This window comes from Roseomonas populi, from assembly GCF_024594815.1.
Lineage (GTDB): Bacteria > Pseudomonadota > Alphaproteobacteria > Acetobacterales > Acetobacteraceae > Roseomonas > Roseomonas populi.
Map to the genome: position 1 here is coordinate 1 of NZ_JANJOU010000031.1, position 13,577 is coordinate 13,577.

General features: G+C 72.6%; 14 protein-coding genes and 1 riboswitch. Of the genes, 6 read left to right on the forward strand and 8 right to left on the reverse strand.

Translation table 11 applies throughout. The annotated features are described in order from the left end of the window. Nucleotides 1-107 precede the first annotated feature (107 nt). Nucleotides 108-686, reverse strand: a complete 579-nt coding sequence (locus NRP21_RS24505) for a nucleotide exchange factor GrpE (RefSeq protein WP_257718869.1) — start codon at nt 684-686, stop codon at nt 108-110. 174 nt (nt 687-860) lie between these two features. On the opposite strand from NRP21_RS24505, the gene NRP21_RS24510 reads away from it, so the two are divergent. Both NRP21_RS24510 and NRP21_RS24515 read left to right on the forward strand, forming a co-directional pair. Continuing rightward, entirely contained in the window at nt 861-1,286 is a 426-nt protein-coding gene (locus tag NRP21_RS24510; protein WP_257718870.1) for a MarR family winged helix-turn-helix transcriptional regulator, read from the forward strand. After that, nucleotides 1,283-2,479: a multidrug effflux MFS transporter gene (locus NRP21_RS24515; protein WP_257718871.1), complete on the forward strand. Its 1,197-nt coding sequence runs from the start codon at nt 1,283-1,285 to the stop codon at nt 2,477-2,479. The genes NRP21_RS24510 and NRP21_RS24515 overlap by 4 nt, the downstream gene beginning before the upstream one ends. A gap of 36 nt (nt 2,480-2,515) precedes the next feature. Here NRP21_RS24515 and NRP21_RS24520 read toward each other — a convergent pair whose 3' ends face one another. From NRP21_RS24520 to NRP21_RS24530, 3 genes are all read right to left on the reverse strand, one after another. Beyond that, complete coding sequence (locus NRP21_RS24520; protein WP_257718872.1) at nt 2,516-3,628, reverse strand: 2-aminoethylphosphonate--pyruvate transaminase; 1,113 nt, start codon at nt 3,626-3,628, stop codon at nt 2,516-2,518. Nucleotides 3,629-3,691: 63 nt separating this feature from the next. Further along, nucleotides 3,692-4,924 carry a YeeE/YedE family protein gene (locus tag NRP21_RS24525; protein WP_257718873.1) on the reverse strand — a complete coding sequence of 411 codons (1,233 nt, stop codon included), beginning with the start codon at nt 4,922-4,924 and terminating at the stop codon, nt 3,692-3,694. A gap of 106 nt (nt 4,925-5,030) precedes the next feature. Continuing rightward, nucleotides 5,031-5,651 (reverse strand): DUF1194 domain-containing protein, encoded by a 621-nt coding sequence (locus NRP21_RS24530; RefSeq protein ID WP_257718874.1) that lies wholly within the window; start codon nt 5,649-5,651, stop codon nt 5,031-5,033. Nucleotides 5,652-5,838: 187 nt separating this feature from the next. Here NRP21_RS24530 and NRP21_RS24535 point away from each other — a divergent pair, with 187 nt between their 5' ends. Then, nucleotides 5,839-6,486, forward strand: coding sequence for an exopolysaccharide biosynthesis protein (locus tag NRP21_RS24535; protein WP_257718875.1), 648 nt, complete (start codon nt 5,839-5,841; stop codon nt 6,484-6,486). Here the strand turns inward: NRP21_RS24535 and NRP21_RS24540 are convergent. Beyond that, nucleotides 6,483-6,983 carry a DUF3016 domain-containing protein gene (locus tag NRP21_RS24540; protein WP_257718876.1) on the reverse strand — a complete coding sequence of 167 codons (501 nt, stop codon included), beginning with the start codon at nt 6,981-6,983 and terminating at the stop codon, nt 6,483-6,485. The genes NRP21_RS24535 and NRP21_RS24540 overlap by 4 nt on opposite strands. Nucleotides 6,984-7,109: 126 nt before the next feature. Next, nucleotides 7,110-7,316, forward strand: a riboswitch (cobalamin riboswitch). 151 nt (nt 7,317-7,467) lie between these two features. Here NRP21_RS24540 and NRP21_RS24545 point away from each other — a divergent pair. Continuing rightward, nucleotides 7,468-9,444, forward strand: a complete 1,977-nt coding sequence (locus NRP21_RS24545) for a TonB-dependent receptor plug domain-containing protein (RefSeq protein WP_257718877.1) — start codon at nt 7,468-7,470, stop codon at nt 9,442-9,444. Between the two features lie 42 nt (nt 9,445-9,486). On the opposite strand, the gene NRP21_RS24550 is transcribed toward NRP21_RS24545, so the two are convergent. Beyond that, nucleotides 9,487-10,077 carry an SH3 domain-containing protein gene (locus tag NRP21_RS24550; RefSeq protein WP_257718878.1) on the reverse strand — a complete coding sequence of 197 codons (591 nt, stop codon included), beginning with the start codon at nt 10,075-10,077 and terminating at the stop codon, nt 9,487-9,489. A gap of 5 nt (nt 10,078-10,082) precedes the next feature. After that, complete coding sequence (locus NRP21_RS24555; protein ID WP_257718879.1) at nt 10,083-10,607, reverse strand: hypothetical protein; 525 nt, start codon at nt 10,605-10,607, stop codon at nt 10,083-10,085. 188 nt (nt 10,608-10,795) lie between these two features. Between NRP21_RS24555 and NRP21_RS24560 the strand changes: the two genes are divergently transcribed. Further along, a complete protein-coding gene (locus NRP21_RS24560; RefSeq protein ID WP_257718880.1) occupies nt 10,796-11,230 on the forward strand; it encodes a pyridoxamine 5'-phosphate oxidase family protein in 435 nt (144 codons plus the stop codon). A gap of 53 nt (nt 11,231-11,283) precedes the next feature. On the opposite strand, the gene NRP21_RS24565 is transcribed toward NRP21_RS24560, so the two are convergent. After that, nucleotides 11,284-12,426, reverse strand: a complete 1,143-nt coding sequence (locus NRP21_RS24565) for a M20 family metallopeptidase (protein ID WP_257718881.1) — start codon at nt 12,424-12,426, stop codon at nt 11,284-11,286. Between the two features lie 101 nt (nt 12,427-12,527). Here NRP21_RS24565 and NRP21_RS24570 point away from each other — a divergent pair, with 101 nt between their 5' ends. Next, nucleotides 12,528-13,547, forward strand: a complete 1,020-nt coding sequence (locus tag NRP21_RS24570; protein WP_257718882.1) for a class I SAM-dependent methyltransferase — start codon at nt 12,528-12,530, stop codon at nt 13,545-13,547. The last annotated feature ends 30 nt before the right edge of the window (nt 13,548-13,577 follow it).

Sequence of the window (13,577 nt, forward strand, 5' to 3'; positions counted from 1 at the left end):
CCCCCCCCCCCGCCCCCCCCACCCCCCCCCCCCTCCCCCCCCCCCCCCCCCCCCCCCCCCCCCCCCCCCCCCCCCCCCCCCCCCCCCGACATCCCGTCAGCGAAGGATCAGCCCTTCCCCGCCACGACCACCATGGCGGGCTTCAGCAGGCGCCCGTTGATCGTCCAGGCCGGCGTCCAGGCCGTGATGACGGTTCCGGGTTCCACGCCCGGGGGGGCGGGCTGCTCGGCCATGGCCTGGTGCAGCTCCGGGTCGAAGGGCTTGCCGGAGGGGTTCTCGGACTTCACCCCGTGGCGCTCCAGCATGGCGAGGAAGGCGCGCTCCACGCCCTCGAAGCCGCCGCGCAGCTTGGCAATGGGGGAATCCTCGCCTTCCGCCACGGGGGGCAGGGCGTCCAGGCCGCGGCGCAAGTTCTCGGCGGCGTCCGCCACGTCGCGCGCGAACTTCGTCACGGCGTAGTTGCGGGCGTCCTCCAGCTCGCGCTTGTGGCGGTTGCGGAGGTTCTGCATCTCGGCCTCGGCGCGCAGCCACTTGTCGCGCATGGCCGAGAGCTCCGCCGCGGGGTCGGGGGTCTCGACGCTGGAGGTTCCGGGGGTTGCGCCGGGGTCAGGCGCATCCTGGGCGGCGCCATTGGGCTGGGCGCCCGGCTGGGCATCGACTTCGGAAGGATTCTGCGGATCGCTCATCGTATGGTCTGGTCTTTCCTGGCCCGCGGCGGGGCTCTTTCTCGGCGCTTCACCTAGGGTCCGGGGGGCGCCGGGGCAAGCATCGCAGGGCTGCCGGCAGCACAGGGCATGTTGCGTCGCACAAGATCGATGACATACCATCTATTGGTCATGCAAACGTCGCAACGGGCGGCCTTGCCCACCCTGATCGCCACCACGGCGCGCCACTGGCGGCGGGCCGTTGACCGCCGCCTTCAACCCTTCGGCCTTTCCGAGGCCACCTGGCTACCCCTGATCCGTCTGGCCCGCGCGCCGGCGCCGATGCGGCAGAAGGACTTGGCCCTCTCCCTCTCGCTGGACGGCTCCTCCGTCGTGCGGCTGCTGGATTCGCTGGAGGCGGGCGGCTGGGTGGAGCGGCGCGGCGAGGGCACGGACCGGCGTGCCAAGGCGATCGTGCTGACGGAGGCCGGGCGGACCCTGGCGGCGCGGGTGGAGGAGGTCTCCTCCGCGATGCGGGACGAGGCCATGGCGGGGCTCGCCGAAGGGGAGATCGCGATGGCGCACCACGTCCTCTCGCACATCATGGCGCGTCTGGCGGACCCGGAGGGGCAGGCGGCATGAGCGACGCGCCCTCTCCCCGGCCCCAGGTCCCGCTCTGGCTGCTGGCGCTCGTCACCTTCAGCGGCACGGTGGCGATGTACGTCTTCGTGCCCGCGCTGACGGATGCCAGCGCGGCGCTGGGGGCCAGCCAGGGCGTGCTGCAGCTCACCATCAGCCTCTACGTGCTGGGCCTCGCGCTCGGGCAGCCGATCTACGGGCCGCTGGCGGATCGCTTCGGGCGGCGCCCGGTGCTGATGGCCGGCCTCACCCTCTACACCCTGGCCGGCTTCGCCGCGCTGCTGGCCCCGAACGCGGAGACGCTGGTGGTCGCGCGGCTGTTCCAGGCGCTGGGCGGCTGCTCCGGCGTGGTGCTGGGCCGCGCCATCGTGCGCGACACCGCCGGCGCGAAGGAGGCGGCGCAGCGCCTGGCCCTGCTGAACCTCATGGTCACGGTCGGCCCGGGGCTGGCGCCGCTGCTGGGCAGCGCCGCGGTGGCCACGGCCGGCTGGCGCGCCGCGCTGCTGCTGATGTGCCTGCTGGGCGTGGCGAACCTGTTCTTCACCTGGCGGATGCTGCCGGAAACCGGCCAGCCCGCCGCCATCCCGACCTCGACCCTGGTGCGGGACTACCTGCGCCTCGCCTCCTCGCCGGTCTTCCTGGGCTATGCGGTCTGCGGGGGCTGCGTGACGACGGCGGGCTACGCCTTCTTCAGCGCCGCCCCCTTCATCTTCCACGAGCTGGGCCGGCCGGCGCATGAGGCGGGCATTGCCCTCAGCATCCTCGTCGTCGGCATCTCCATCGGCAACTGGCTGGCCAGCCGGCTGATGCGGCGCGGCGCGCTGGACCGCGTGCTGGCCCGCGCCAGCCTCGTCGGGGCGGCCGCCTCGCTCACCCTGCTCGTCGTCGTGCTGACGGGGCATCTGAACGTGGTCTCGGCGATGGTGCCGATGTTCGTCTTCACCCTCTCCGTCGGTGTCGCCGGCCCGGCGGCGCTGACGCAGGGCATCAGCCTCAACCCGCGCGTCACGGGCTCCGCCTCCGGCCTCTACGGCTTCATCCAGATGGCGGTCGGCTCGCTCTGCTCCGCCCTGGCCGGGCTGGGATCGGACCCGGCCCTTGCCGCGGCGATCGTGCTGACGGGGGCCGGGATCGTCGGGCAGATCGCCTTCCGCACGGCCCTTCGCGGCAAGAAGGGGATGATAGCGGCCGAGTAGGGGGGCGGCGCCGGAAGGTGCGGGCAGCCCGCGCCCTCAGGCCGCCTGCCGCTGCACCCCCATCTCGCCCAGCGCCCCTTCCATCGCCTCCACAGCGCGCCGCATGTCGTCCGGCGTCACCGCGCCGATGCAGCCGATGCGGATGCTGGGGGTGGGCGTGTTGTAGAAGTTGCTGATGAGCACGCCGCGCCGCTTCAGCGCGTCCACGAAGCCCTGCAGGGTGAAGCCCGGCGCGTCGGGCTGGTGCAGGGTCAGGATGATCGGGCCCTGGTGCTCGGCGTCCAGGTAGGGGCGCAGGCCCAGCCGCTCCGCGCCCGCGCGCAGCACGCGCATGTTCTCGGTGTAGCGGGCCAGCCGCGCCTCGCGCCCGCCCTCGGCCTCGTAGAGGTCCAGCGCGACGCCGAAGGCGTGCAGCGCCTGCACGGCGGGGGTGAAGCGGAAGGAGCCCCAGCCCGCCGTCTCCGCGGTGCGGAGCACGTCGCCCAGGTCGAAGCACCAGGATCCCGCCAGCCCCGCCCGCTCCCGCGCGCGCTCCATCGGGCAGACGGCGAAGCCGATGCCGGGCATCCCCTCCAGGCACTTGTTGGAGGTGAAGAGCACGGCGTCGCATTCCGGCTGGGCGGAGAGGTCGAAGGGCAGCACGCCGAAGGCGGAGACGGCGTCCACGATCATGCGCCGCCCCAGGGCGCGCGCCGCCTCGCCCACCGGGCGAGGGTCGTTGATCACGCCGCTGCCCGTCTCGGAATAGACGAGGGAGACGTGAGAGATCTCCGGGTCCGCCTCCAGCGCGGCGGCCACCTCATCGGCCCGCACGCCGCGCGTGTCCGGCACCTCCAGCACCACGGGCACCCGCCCCGCCTCCCGCGCCAGGCGGATCATGCGGTCGGCATAGGTGCCGTTGCGGGGGATCAGCACCTTGCCCGCGGGGGGCACGAAGGTGCGGATCGCGGCCTCCACCAGGAAATGCCCGGCGCCCTGGATGGGCAGGGTGGCGTGGACGCCCTCCTTCCCGCCCGCGAGGTCGCGCACCCGCTCCCGGATGCGCGCGTATTCCTGGCGGAAGTCCATGTCCCAGGGCGCGATGTCCACGGCCATGGCCGCCCGCGTCTCCGGGCGGGTCTGGACGGGGCCGGGGATGAGCAGGAGCATGGTTGAACCTTCGGGTCAGGGGCGCAGGAAACTGCACCCCTGGCCCGCAAGGGACAACCGGGCTCAGCAGCCGGTCTGCCGGGGAACCCTCTCCACCTCCAGCCCGAAGAGCGGGCGGAGGCGCGTGCCCAGCACGTTCCCGAAGAAGGCCGCGATCATCCACACCCAGCCGTGCAGGCTGCCGGAGGCGATGCCGGAGAAATACGCCCCGATGTTGCAGCCATAGGCCAGCCGCGCCCCGTAGCCGAGGACCAGCCCGCCCACCACCGCCGCCAGGGCGGAGCGCAGCGGGACGTGGAGCTTCGGCGCGTAGCGCCCGGCCAGGGCCGCCGCCAGCAGCGCGCCCACGATGATGCCGAAATCCATCACGGAGGTGACGTCGGCCAGCACGCTGCCCTCCAACGCCGCCTTCTGCGCGGGGGCGGACCAGAAGGGCCAGGAGGCCGCGTCGATCCCCAGAGCCATTGCCGCCTTGGAGCCCCAGAGCGCGAAGGCCGAAGTGATGCCCCAGGGCCGGCCGGAGAGCGCGAGCGTCACGAAGTTCAGCAGCGCCAGCCCCACGGCGCCCGCCAGCACCGGCCAGGGCCCGCGCAGGAAGCGCCCCAGTCCGTGCCGCACGGGCGGGCCGGCATGCACCAGCCGGCCGTGCCGCCGCCGCTCCAGCACCACCGTGATGCCGGCGATCGCTGCGAAGACCGCCAAGTTGGCCGCGAGCGCCGCCCAGGGCCCCCAGAGCGCGACGAGGGAGATCGGCGGCAGGGAGGGCAGCGCGGCCCACCAGTGCAGGTGCGCCGCCCCGAAGGTGGAGCCGACGATGAAGGCGGCCAGCGTCAGCACCATCCGCACGGAGCCGCCGCCGGCCGTGTAGAGCGTTCCGGAGGCGCAGCCCCCGCCCAGCTGCATGCCGATGCCGAAGAGGAAGGCCCCGAAGACCACGGAGACCCCCACGGGCGAGACCAGCCCCCGCACGGGTTCCCCGAAGAGCGTGCCCTGCGCGAGCACGGGGAAGAACAGCAGCGCGGCGAGCGCGAGCATCAGCATCTGCGCCCGCAGCCCCTCGCCTCGCCGGTCCGCGATGAAGACCCGCCAGGCCGAGGTGAAGCCGAAGGAGGCGTGGTAGAGCACCATGCCCAGCGCCGCGCCCAGCAGATACAGCGCGGCCTGCCGCCCGCTGACGGCCTGGGACAGCCAGGCCATGCCGACCACCAGCAGCGCGGCCGCGGCCAGCGCCGCCATCGCCTGCACGCCCGGCGGGCGCGGCAGGGATGGTGAATCGGTGATGGTGGTGGCGGACATCGGGCGTGCTCCAGCGCAGAACGGCCCCCCGATATAGGCCCCGCCTCCATTCAACGGCATGTCCTTCGTTAATGCCTGCAATTCACAGCACGGCGGCGTGCTTACGTCAGGCCGTCAGCGCCCCGCGCAGCTCCCGCACCAGCTTGCGGCGGATCGCCTCGGCGAAGGCGGCATAGTCCGCGCACTCCATCACGAAGGCCCCGGGGCCGCCGATCACCTCCGCCGCGTAGTGGGCGGGCAGGTCCGGTTCCTCGTTCACCACGGCAAGGCCGTTGATCGTCACCCCCGCCCCCACCGCCAAGTCGCGCACGGGGGCGGAGGGAATGCCCGCATTTCCCGCCCCGTCGCCGGAGACGTCCACCACCTGCCGGGAGGCCTGCCCAGGGAATTCCCCCAGCAGCCGCAGGGCCGCCGTCAGCCCCTCCCCCAGCGCCGTCGCGCCGGCAGCCACCAGGCGGGGGGCGGAATCCACCGCATCGGCCAGGGCGGCCGCGCTCTCCTCCCCCTCCACCACGCTCCAGGGCACGGCGACATCCTGCGCCCCCGGCCCGGACCACAGGATCGCCGCCACCGCCGCCGCCCCGCGCGGCCCGCCCGTGGCGGCCGCCAGCACCTCCGGATCCCGGAAGGCCGCGGCCAGCCCGCCCATCATCAATCCGAACTCGCCGTGATCGACCGAGGAGGAGGCGTCCACCGCCAGGCACAGTGCGATGTCCACGTCCCGCATACCCGGGCAGTTGGGCCTGGCCGGCGCGCCGGGAAAGAAGCTGGGCCGGGATTCTACGCCTCCTCCCGGTTTTCACCTTGAGTTCTCCTTGGGACGGGCGCCCGCTGCACTAGATTGTGAGGCCTTGGGACCAGGGACCGGCGCGAAGCCCCCTCCAACGCCCGCCGAGGGGAGCAGGACGCAACCGATGGACGGCACCACCACGATCCCCCTGCCCGTGTCCGGCGGAACCCCGCACGAGGACACCGCCCCCATCTCCCGCATCGTGGCCGAGGTGGCTGCCACCTTTCCGGGGGAGCGCATCACCCTCGGCGAAATGGCCGAGGCTTTCGGGGACCGCGCCTTCGGCCTGCTGATCCTCCTGCTTCTGCTCCCCTCTCTCCTGCCTGGCATGGCCAGCGTCTTCGGCCTGCCGATGCTGCTGCTGGGGGCGCAGATGGGCCTGGGGCGCCGCGTGCCGCGCCTGCCCGCCTTCATGGCCCGCCGCTCCATCAAACGGACCGACCTGCTGCGGCTGGCCGGTGCCTCCTCCAAGTGGCTCCGGAAGCTGGAGCGGCATGTCCGCCCGCGCCCCGGCCCCTTCACCACGCCCTTCGGCGACCGGCTCTTCGGCTGGCTGACCGTCTATGTCGCGATCATGCTCATCCTGCCCGGGCCGGGCACCAACGGGCCGCCCGCCTTCGGCAACATCGTCATGGCGCTCGGCCTCGTGGAGCACGACAGCCGCACCATGGGCTGGGGCATCGCGCTGACGGTGGCGGGTTGCGTCTTCGCCACCGTCGTCCTCGGCCTGCTGTGCTGGCTGGGGATGGAAGCCCTCAACTTCGTCTTCTAGCCGGCCCGGAATCGCTGCTGGAACCAGTCGTCCAGCATCGCCTTCTCCGAGAAGAGCCGGTCGCCGGACTGGATCCGGCCCGGCCGCATGTCGAAGGCCGGGTCGCTCACCAGTTCCTCCCCGCTACGGATCGTGCGGTCCCCCTCGTGGAGGCGGTAGCGCAGCTTGATGCGGGGCCAGGTGGCGCCGGTCACCACGCGCAGGTCGGGGTTCTGGATGCGCCAGGGCTCGATCTGCCCGGTGAGGTCCACATCCGTCACCTCCACGTCCAGCGTCTGGCCCGCCGGCAGGCCGCCCTGCGCCAGCCGCCCGATATGCACCGCCAGTTCGCGCAGCGCCGGGGCATTGGCGTCCACGGAGCGCCGGCCATTCAGGCTGGCATCGGTGAAGCGCTCCGGCGCCACGAAGCTCACCCGCGCCTCCCCGGCCAGCGCATACGGAGAACCCGCGAGCAGCACGGCGAGTCCCGCGCCGGCAAGAATGGCCGTGAACCGCATGCCGTCCTCCTCCGCTATCGCGTCCGGCACCCCCGGGAAGGAGGGGGCGTGGCGCCGGAAGCACAACGCCCGCGGCATCGCGCCGGGCGCCGCGCTGCCCCCTCCCCCCCGGGTCACGCCTGCGTTACAGGCCCGGGATGCGCCGGTGGCCCGCAAGGGCTGAAACGGGAATGCGCGACGTGTCGAGAGACACCCATCCGCAGCTGCCCTCGCAACTGTAGGCGGCCGATCCGCCCCCTGGATGCCATTGCGGCGCCCCTGCCATCTGGGGGCCGCGAGAAGGCGGGGGACGGGGCCGCGAGCCAGGAGACCGGCCGGCGCAGAGCTGTCTCGCGCGTGCCGGGCGAGGTGCACCGGCGCAACGGACCTTTGGACAGGGGGCAACGACGCCCCTTCCGCAGGCGAGAACCGCGTCCACCCGTCGCGTGGCCCTCAACCGGCGCCGCGCGGCAGACCGTGACCGCTCGGCTGGAAGTCTTTCCCGATGCGACGCCTCCTTCTCCTCTCCTTCACCGCGCTCGGCACCACCGCCGCGATCGCCCAGACCAATCCCGGCACCCCGCCGATCAACCAGCCCAGCGCCGCGGTCGCCGAGACCGTGGTCACCGCCACCCGCGTGCCGACGCCGATCGAGCGGGTGCCGGGCGGCGTGACCGTGATCGACCGCCAGACCATCGAGGAGCGCGGCTACCAGACGCTCGCCGAGGCGCTGGTGAGCGTGCCCGGCCTCTCCCTCATCCAGTCCGGCGGCATCGGCCAGCCGGCCTCCGCCTTCATCCGCGGCACCGCATCGCGCCATGCCCTGGTGCTGCTGGACGGCGTGCCGATCAACGACGCCTCCGAGCCCAACGGCGCCTTCAACTTCGGCAACGACCTGCTGGGGCTGGACGTGGAGCGGATCGAGGTGCTGCGCGGCCCCGCCTCCTCGCTCTACGGCTCGGGCGCCATCGGCGGCGTGGTGAACATCGTCACGCGCCGTGCCCCGAAGGACAAGGCGATCGAGGCCTTCGGCGAGATCGCGGGCGGCAGCAACCGCACGCTGCGCGCCGGCGGCGGCGTGGCCGGCACGGTCGGGCAGTTCGACTACCTGCTCTCGCTCCGCAGCCTCTCGACCCGCGGCACGGATGCCACCCCCTCCCGCTTCACCTCCGACACGCGGGAGCGCGACGGCTTCCGCAGCGTCGGTGCTACCGCGCGCCTGGGCTGGACGCCGAGCGACCGCTTCCGCCTGGAAGGCCTCGCCAACTGGCGGGAGAACCATGGCGGCCTGGACAACGTGCCGTTCGACGACCCGAACTACTCCTTCGAGGACCGCCGCTACACCGGCCAGATCCGCGCGGAGGGCAAGCCCTTCGAGGTCTGGACCACCGGCTTCCGCATCGCCCAGACCGTGGATCGCCGCCGCTACACCAACCTGGCGGACAGCCTCTCCGCCGCCACAACCAACGACCTGTTCCGCGGCCAGCGCACGGTGTTCGACTGGGGCAACCAGATCCGCACGCCGGATTACGGCATCCTGGACCAGGGGCAGCTCTCCTTCGGCATCACGCATGAGCGGGAGGCGGTGGACCAGGGCTCCGGCAGCGCCTTCTTCCGCACCACCACTAATGCCAGCGCCCTCAGCACCGCGGGCCATGCCGGCTACCAGATCCGGCTGTTCCAGCGCCTCGACCTCTCCGCCGGCTTCCGCCAGGATTCGGCCGAGGACTACGGTACGCACAGCACCTACCGCCTCGGCGCCGTGCTCGCGGTGCCGGAGATCAGCGCCCGGATCCGCGGGGCCTACGGCACAGCCTTCAAGGCGCCCTCGCTCTACCAGCGCTTCGGCGTGATCACCGGCTTCTTCCAGGGCAACCCGGACCTGCGCCCCGAACTCTCCGAGGGCTGGGAGGCCGGGATCGAGTTCGACATCCCCCTGGCCGCGCAGCGCGACTTCGCGACGGTGGGCGCCACCTACTTCGAGAACCGCATCCGCGACCTGATCAACTTCAACGCTGCCTTCACCACGCTGGAGAACGTGGAGCGCGCCCGCATCAAGGGCGGCGAGTTCACCGCCACGCTCCGCCCCTTCCGCTGGCTGAACGTCTCCGCCGCCTACACCGTGACGGATGCGCGCGACGTGGCGACCGGCGAGCGCCTGGCCCGCCGGCCGGAGCAGCAGCTCGCCCTCAACGCCGCCTTCCGGCCGCTGGACAACGTGACGATCGCGCCGGAGGCGGTGTTCTACGGCCGCTCGCTGGAGGGCGCCTTCGCCTCCTACCGGGACGACGGCACGAGCTACACCGTGGCGCGGGACAACAAGGTGGGGACGATCTTCAACCTCACCGCCAGCTGGCAGGTGATGGAGCCGATCACCCTCTTCGTGGAGGGCCGCAACCTGATGGATAGCAAGTTCGAGCCGGCCAACGGCTTCGTCATCGCCGGACGCACGGTGCTGGCGGGCACGCGGTTCCGGTTCTGAGCCGGGCCCGGGAGGGGGAGGCACCTCCCCCTCCCTCCTTCATCAAGGCCGGTCCGGCGCCAGTTCCGCCGCGCGCAGCCAGCCCGTCACGGGGCGTTGCCCGGCGACGTAGCGCGCCCGCACCCATTCCCCCTGTCGCTCCAGCACCGCCACCGCGTTGCCCTCCACCACATAAGGGGTGCGCGGGGCCGGCGCGCCCGGCGAGGGGCGGAAGGCCGCCCGCCGCGCGGTGACGAGGCCCACCCCGATCCATCCCTCCCCCGGCCGGTCCAGCCCGGCGCGGTAGGGTTCCCGCACCATGTCCCCCGTGGTCATGAGGCAGCCGCCATGATTCTCCCGCAGCATGAGGGAGGCCTTCCCGCCCTCGAAGGAGAGGTTGCCGGGGATGGGCTCCTCCCCGGGGTACCAGGTCTGGACGATGCCCCGGCCGTTCTCCAGCCGGCCGCGCAGCAGGAACCAGCAGCTGAACTGCGGCGCAGCCCCCGATCCGTCGCCCCCGCGCGCCTCCGAGAAGACGCCGCTGACCTCGTTCCCTGTGACGGCAAGGCTGAGGCCGCCATAGAGCCCGGAGGCGGGCGTGTCCGCCGCCTGGGCGGGCACCGCGAGGAGAAGAAGCAGAAGAAGACGCTTCATGGCGGCTAGGGCGCCGTCGCGCCGGTGGCCACGGCCATGAACTCGGCCCGCCGCGCCTCAAACCCCGCCCGCTCCCCCACGCAGACGGTGGAGGTCCGGCCCCGCGGCGTCTCCTGGATGACGAAGAGGGTCCTGATCTCGCGGGCCCGCGGCGGCAGCCCCTCGCCGTGGAAATCCCCGGTCATGGTGAAGCCCGTACGCCCCTTGGTCTCGAAGGTCCCGGCGTCTTGGATGTCGTAGAGGGTGGAAACCGCCTTCCGCGCCATCTCCTGCCACTCGGCCCCGCGCATGGTCCGGTCCAGCTGGGCCTGGGTGAAGCGGTTGTTCTGCGGCGCCGGGGTGAAGGCCACCTGGCAGCCCGTATCGGTGTCGGAGGGTGTCTTCACCTCGAAGCGCGCGGCCTGCCCCTGGCGCGGCGCCAAGGCGCGGGCCGCGTAGCCGGGCGGCGGCGCCACGGCCAGCCCGCTCGCCGCGTCCCGCGCGGGCGACTGGGCCGAGGCGGCAGCAGGGACACAGAGCGAGACAAGCATAGCGGCTATCAATGGGTTACCGGTCCTGGGCACTGGGTTCTCCGTCCGATGCGCCAGGGGAACGCCGGGATCTGCCGGGGGTTCGCGCCTGGCTCGCGCCCCGGTTCAGCCCCCGTTACGCCGCAGCCCGTCGTCCGGAACGACGGCCGCCCTCCCGCGTTCAGCCAGCGCAACCGAAGGAGGCCTTCATGGCCCAGAAGACCCTGGCCGACCTGTCCAAGGACATGGCGAAGATCGACTACGCCATGCTCATGACCCGCGCCGAGAACGGCCACATCGCCGGCCGGCCGATGAGCAACAACGGCGAGGTGGAGTACAAGGGCGACTCCTACTTCTTCGCCCTGGACAGCACGCACACGGTCGGCGAGATCGCCCGCGACCCGAAGGTGGCCCTGGCCTTCGCGGGGCGCGAGGGCATCGTCGGCCAGCGCCCGGTCTTCATCAACGTGGAGGGCCAGGCCGAGCTGATCCGCGACAAGGGCCAGTTCCAGGCGCACTGGACCACGGACCTGGACCGCTGGTTCGAGAAGGGCATCGACACGCCCGGCCTGGTGATGATCAAGGTCCATGCCAGCCGCATCCACTACTGGGCCGGCGAGGAAGAGGGCGAGCTGTCGGTCTGACCCGCCGGCGTGGGAATTGGCGGGCCGCGCCGGCCCGCCAATCCCCGCCCCCGTCAGAGCGTCTCCAGCAGCCCCGCGATCACCTGCCCGCGCGGCGCGAGATCCCGCCACAGGATGTGCTCGAAGGGCGCGTGGGCGCCGGCGCCGGTGCAGCCCAGCCCGTCCAGGGTGGGGATGCCCATGGCGGCGGTGAAGTTGCCGTCCGAGCCGCCGCCGCGGTGCTGCTTCGGCAGCTCGTACCCCGCCTCCCGCGCGAGCGTCCGGGCGCGCTCGTAGAGGTTCAGGATGTCCGGGTTCTCCGCGAAGGAGGGGCGGTTCATCCCGCCCTCGATCGTGATCGTAATCCCGTCCTCGGTCCCGGCCAGCGCCAGGATCTCCTTCTCCATCCGCTCGCCGTCCGCCACCGTCGCCACGCGCAGGTCGATCTCGCAGCCGGCCTCCGGCGGGATCACGTTGGGGCGCGTGCCGCCCCAGACCGGGGCGACATTGGTGGTGGTGCCCGCCGCCAGGTCCACCATGGCGTGGACCTTCTGGATCAGCCCGGCCAGCGCCACCACGGCGCTGCGCCCCTCCGTCCAGTTGCCGCCGGCGTGGGCCGAGACGCCCTCGATCCTCACGGTGAAGCGCCCCACGCCCTTGCGCGCGGTGACGCAGGCGCCGCCCGGGTTGCCCGCGGGCTCGGGGATCAGCACCGCGCTGGCCCCGGCCGCCTCGCGCTCGATGATGTCGCGGGAGGTGGGGCTGCCCACCTCCTCGTCCGGCGTCAGCAGCAGGGTGACCGGGCTCTTCGTCTGCACGCCCTGGCGCAGGATCTCCCGCAGCGCGTGGAAGGCCAGGAACGATCCCGCCTTCATGTCGTAGATCCCCGGCCCGAAGGCCTTCTCCCCCTCCAACTTCCACGGCATGGAGGTGGCGAGCGTCCCGTTGTCCCACACCGTGTCCAGGTGGCCGGCGATGAGCACGGGGCGGCGGTTGCCATGGGCGGGGCTGGCGGGGGTGCGGGCGATAAGGGTGTCGCCGTAGCCGTCGCGGCCGGGGATGCGCTCCACCACCGCACCGGCGGCCCGCAGCTCGGCCTCGGCCTTGTCCGCCAGGGCGTTCACTGCCGCCGGGTCGGTGGTCGGCGTCTCCTGCAGCACCCAGCCGCGCAGCTCCTCCAGCAGGGCTTCGCTGGTGCCGATCCGGGTGGCGGGCATGGCGGGTCCTTATCCGATGACGCGGCGCCGGTTCTCGCGCCGGGGGCGGGGCCTGTCCATGGGGGGACGTTCAGGGCCGCGCGATCATGGTAAGGGGGGGCATGGCGACCCGCGAAGACGTCCTGGCCTGCTACCGCTACATCTTCGGCCGCGAGCCGGAGTCGGAGACGGCGCTGAACGCGCATGTCTTCGACGGCGAGAGCCTGGACCAGCTGCGCGCCCGGTTCTTCGGCTCGGAGGAGTTCCTCCAGAAGACCCGGATCAGCATGCACCGGCCGCCGCGGCCGCTGCCCTACGTGGTGCCGCCGCTGAAGGTGGAGGACCGGGCCTCGCCGGAGGTGCTGCGGCGCCTGATGGAAAAGACCGCCGCCTACTGGACCGCGATCGGCGTCCAGGCGCCCCACTGGTCCGTGCTGACGAGCGAGATCTACCGCCCGGAGCGGATCGAGGGGACAAAGGAGCACTTCTACAACACCGGCCGGGACGACCTGAACCTCATCCGCGCCTGCCTGCGCCGCGCCCGGGTGCCGCTGGACAGCGTGGGGACGGTGCTGGAGTACGGCTGCGGCGTGGGGCGGGTGACGCTGCACCTGGCCCGCAAGTTCCCCCGGGTGATCGCCTGCGACATCTCCCGCCCGCATCTCGACCTCGCCGCCGCCCATCTGACAGAGGTCGGCGCGCCGGCGGCGCAGTACGAGCATCTCGGGCCGGACCGGCTGCACCCGGATGTCCGCTGCGACCTCTGGTTCTCCCGCATCGTGCTGCAGCACAACCCGCCGCCCGTGATCGCCGCGATCCTGCAGCGCGCCTTCGCCTCGCTGAACCCCGGCGGGACGGCGGTGTTCCAGGTGCCGACCTACCGGGTGGACTACGCCTTCCGGACGGAGGAGTACCTGGCCGGCCCCCTGGGCCAGCACATGGAGATGCACGTCCTGCCCCAGCCCGCCATCTTCGCCCTGGCCGATGCCGGGGGGTGCCGGCCGGTGGAAGTGCGGGAGGACACGCGGGTGGTGAGCGGGGACGTGGACAAGTGGCTCTCCAACCTCTTCGTGTTCCGCAAGGCGGGCACCCCCGTCCCTCGCCCCGTCTCTGGCCCCCTCTCTGGCCCCGTCTCTGGATAGTGGCGTGCTGCAATGCCACATTCGGCCCAT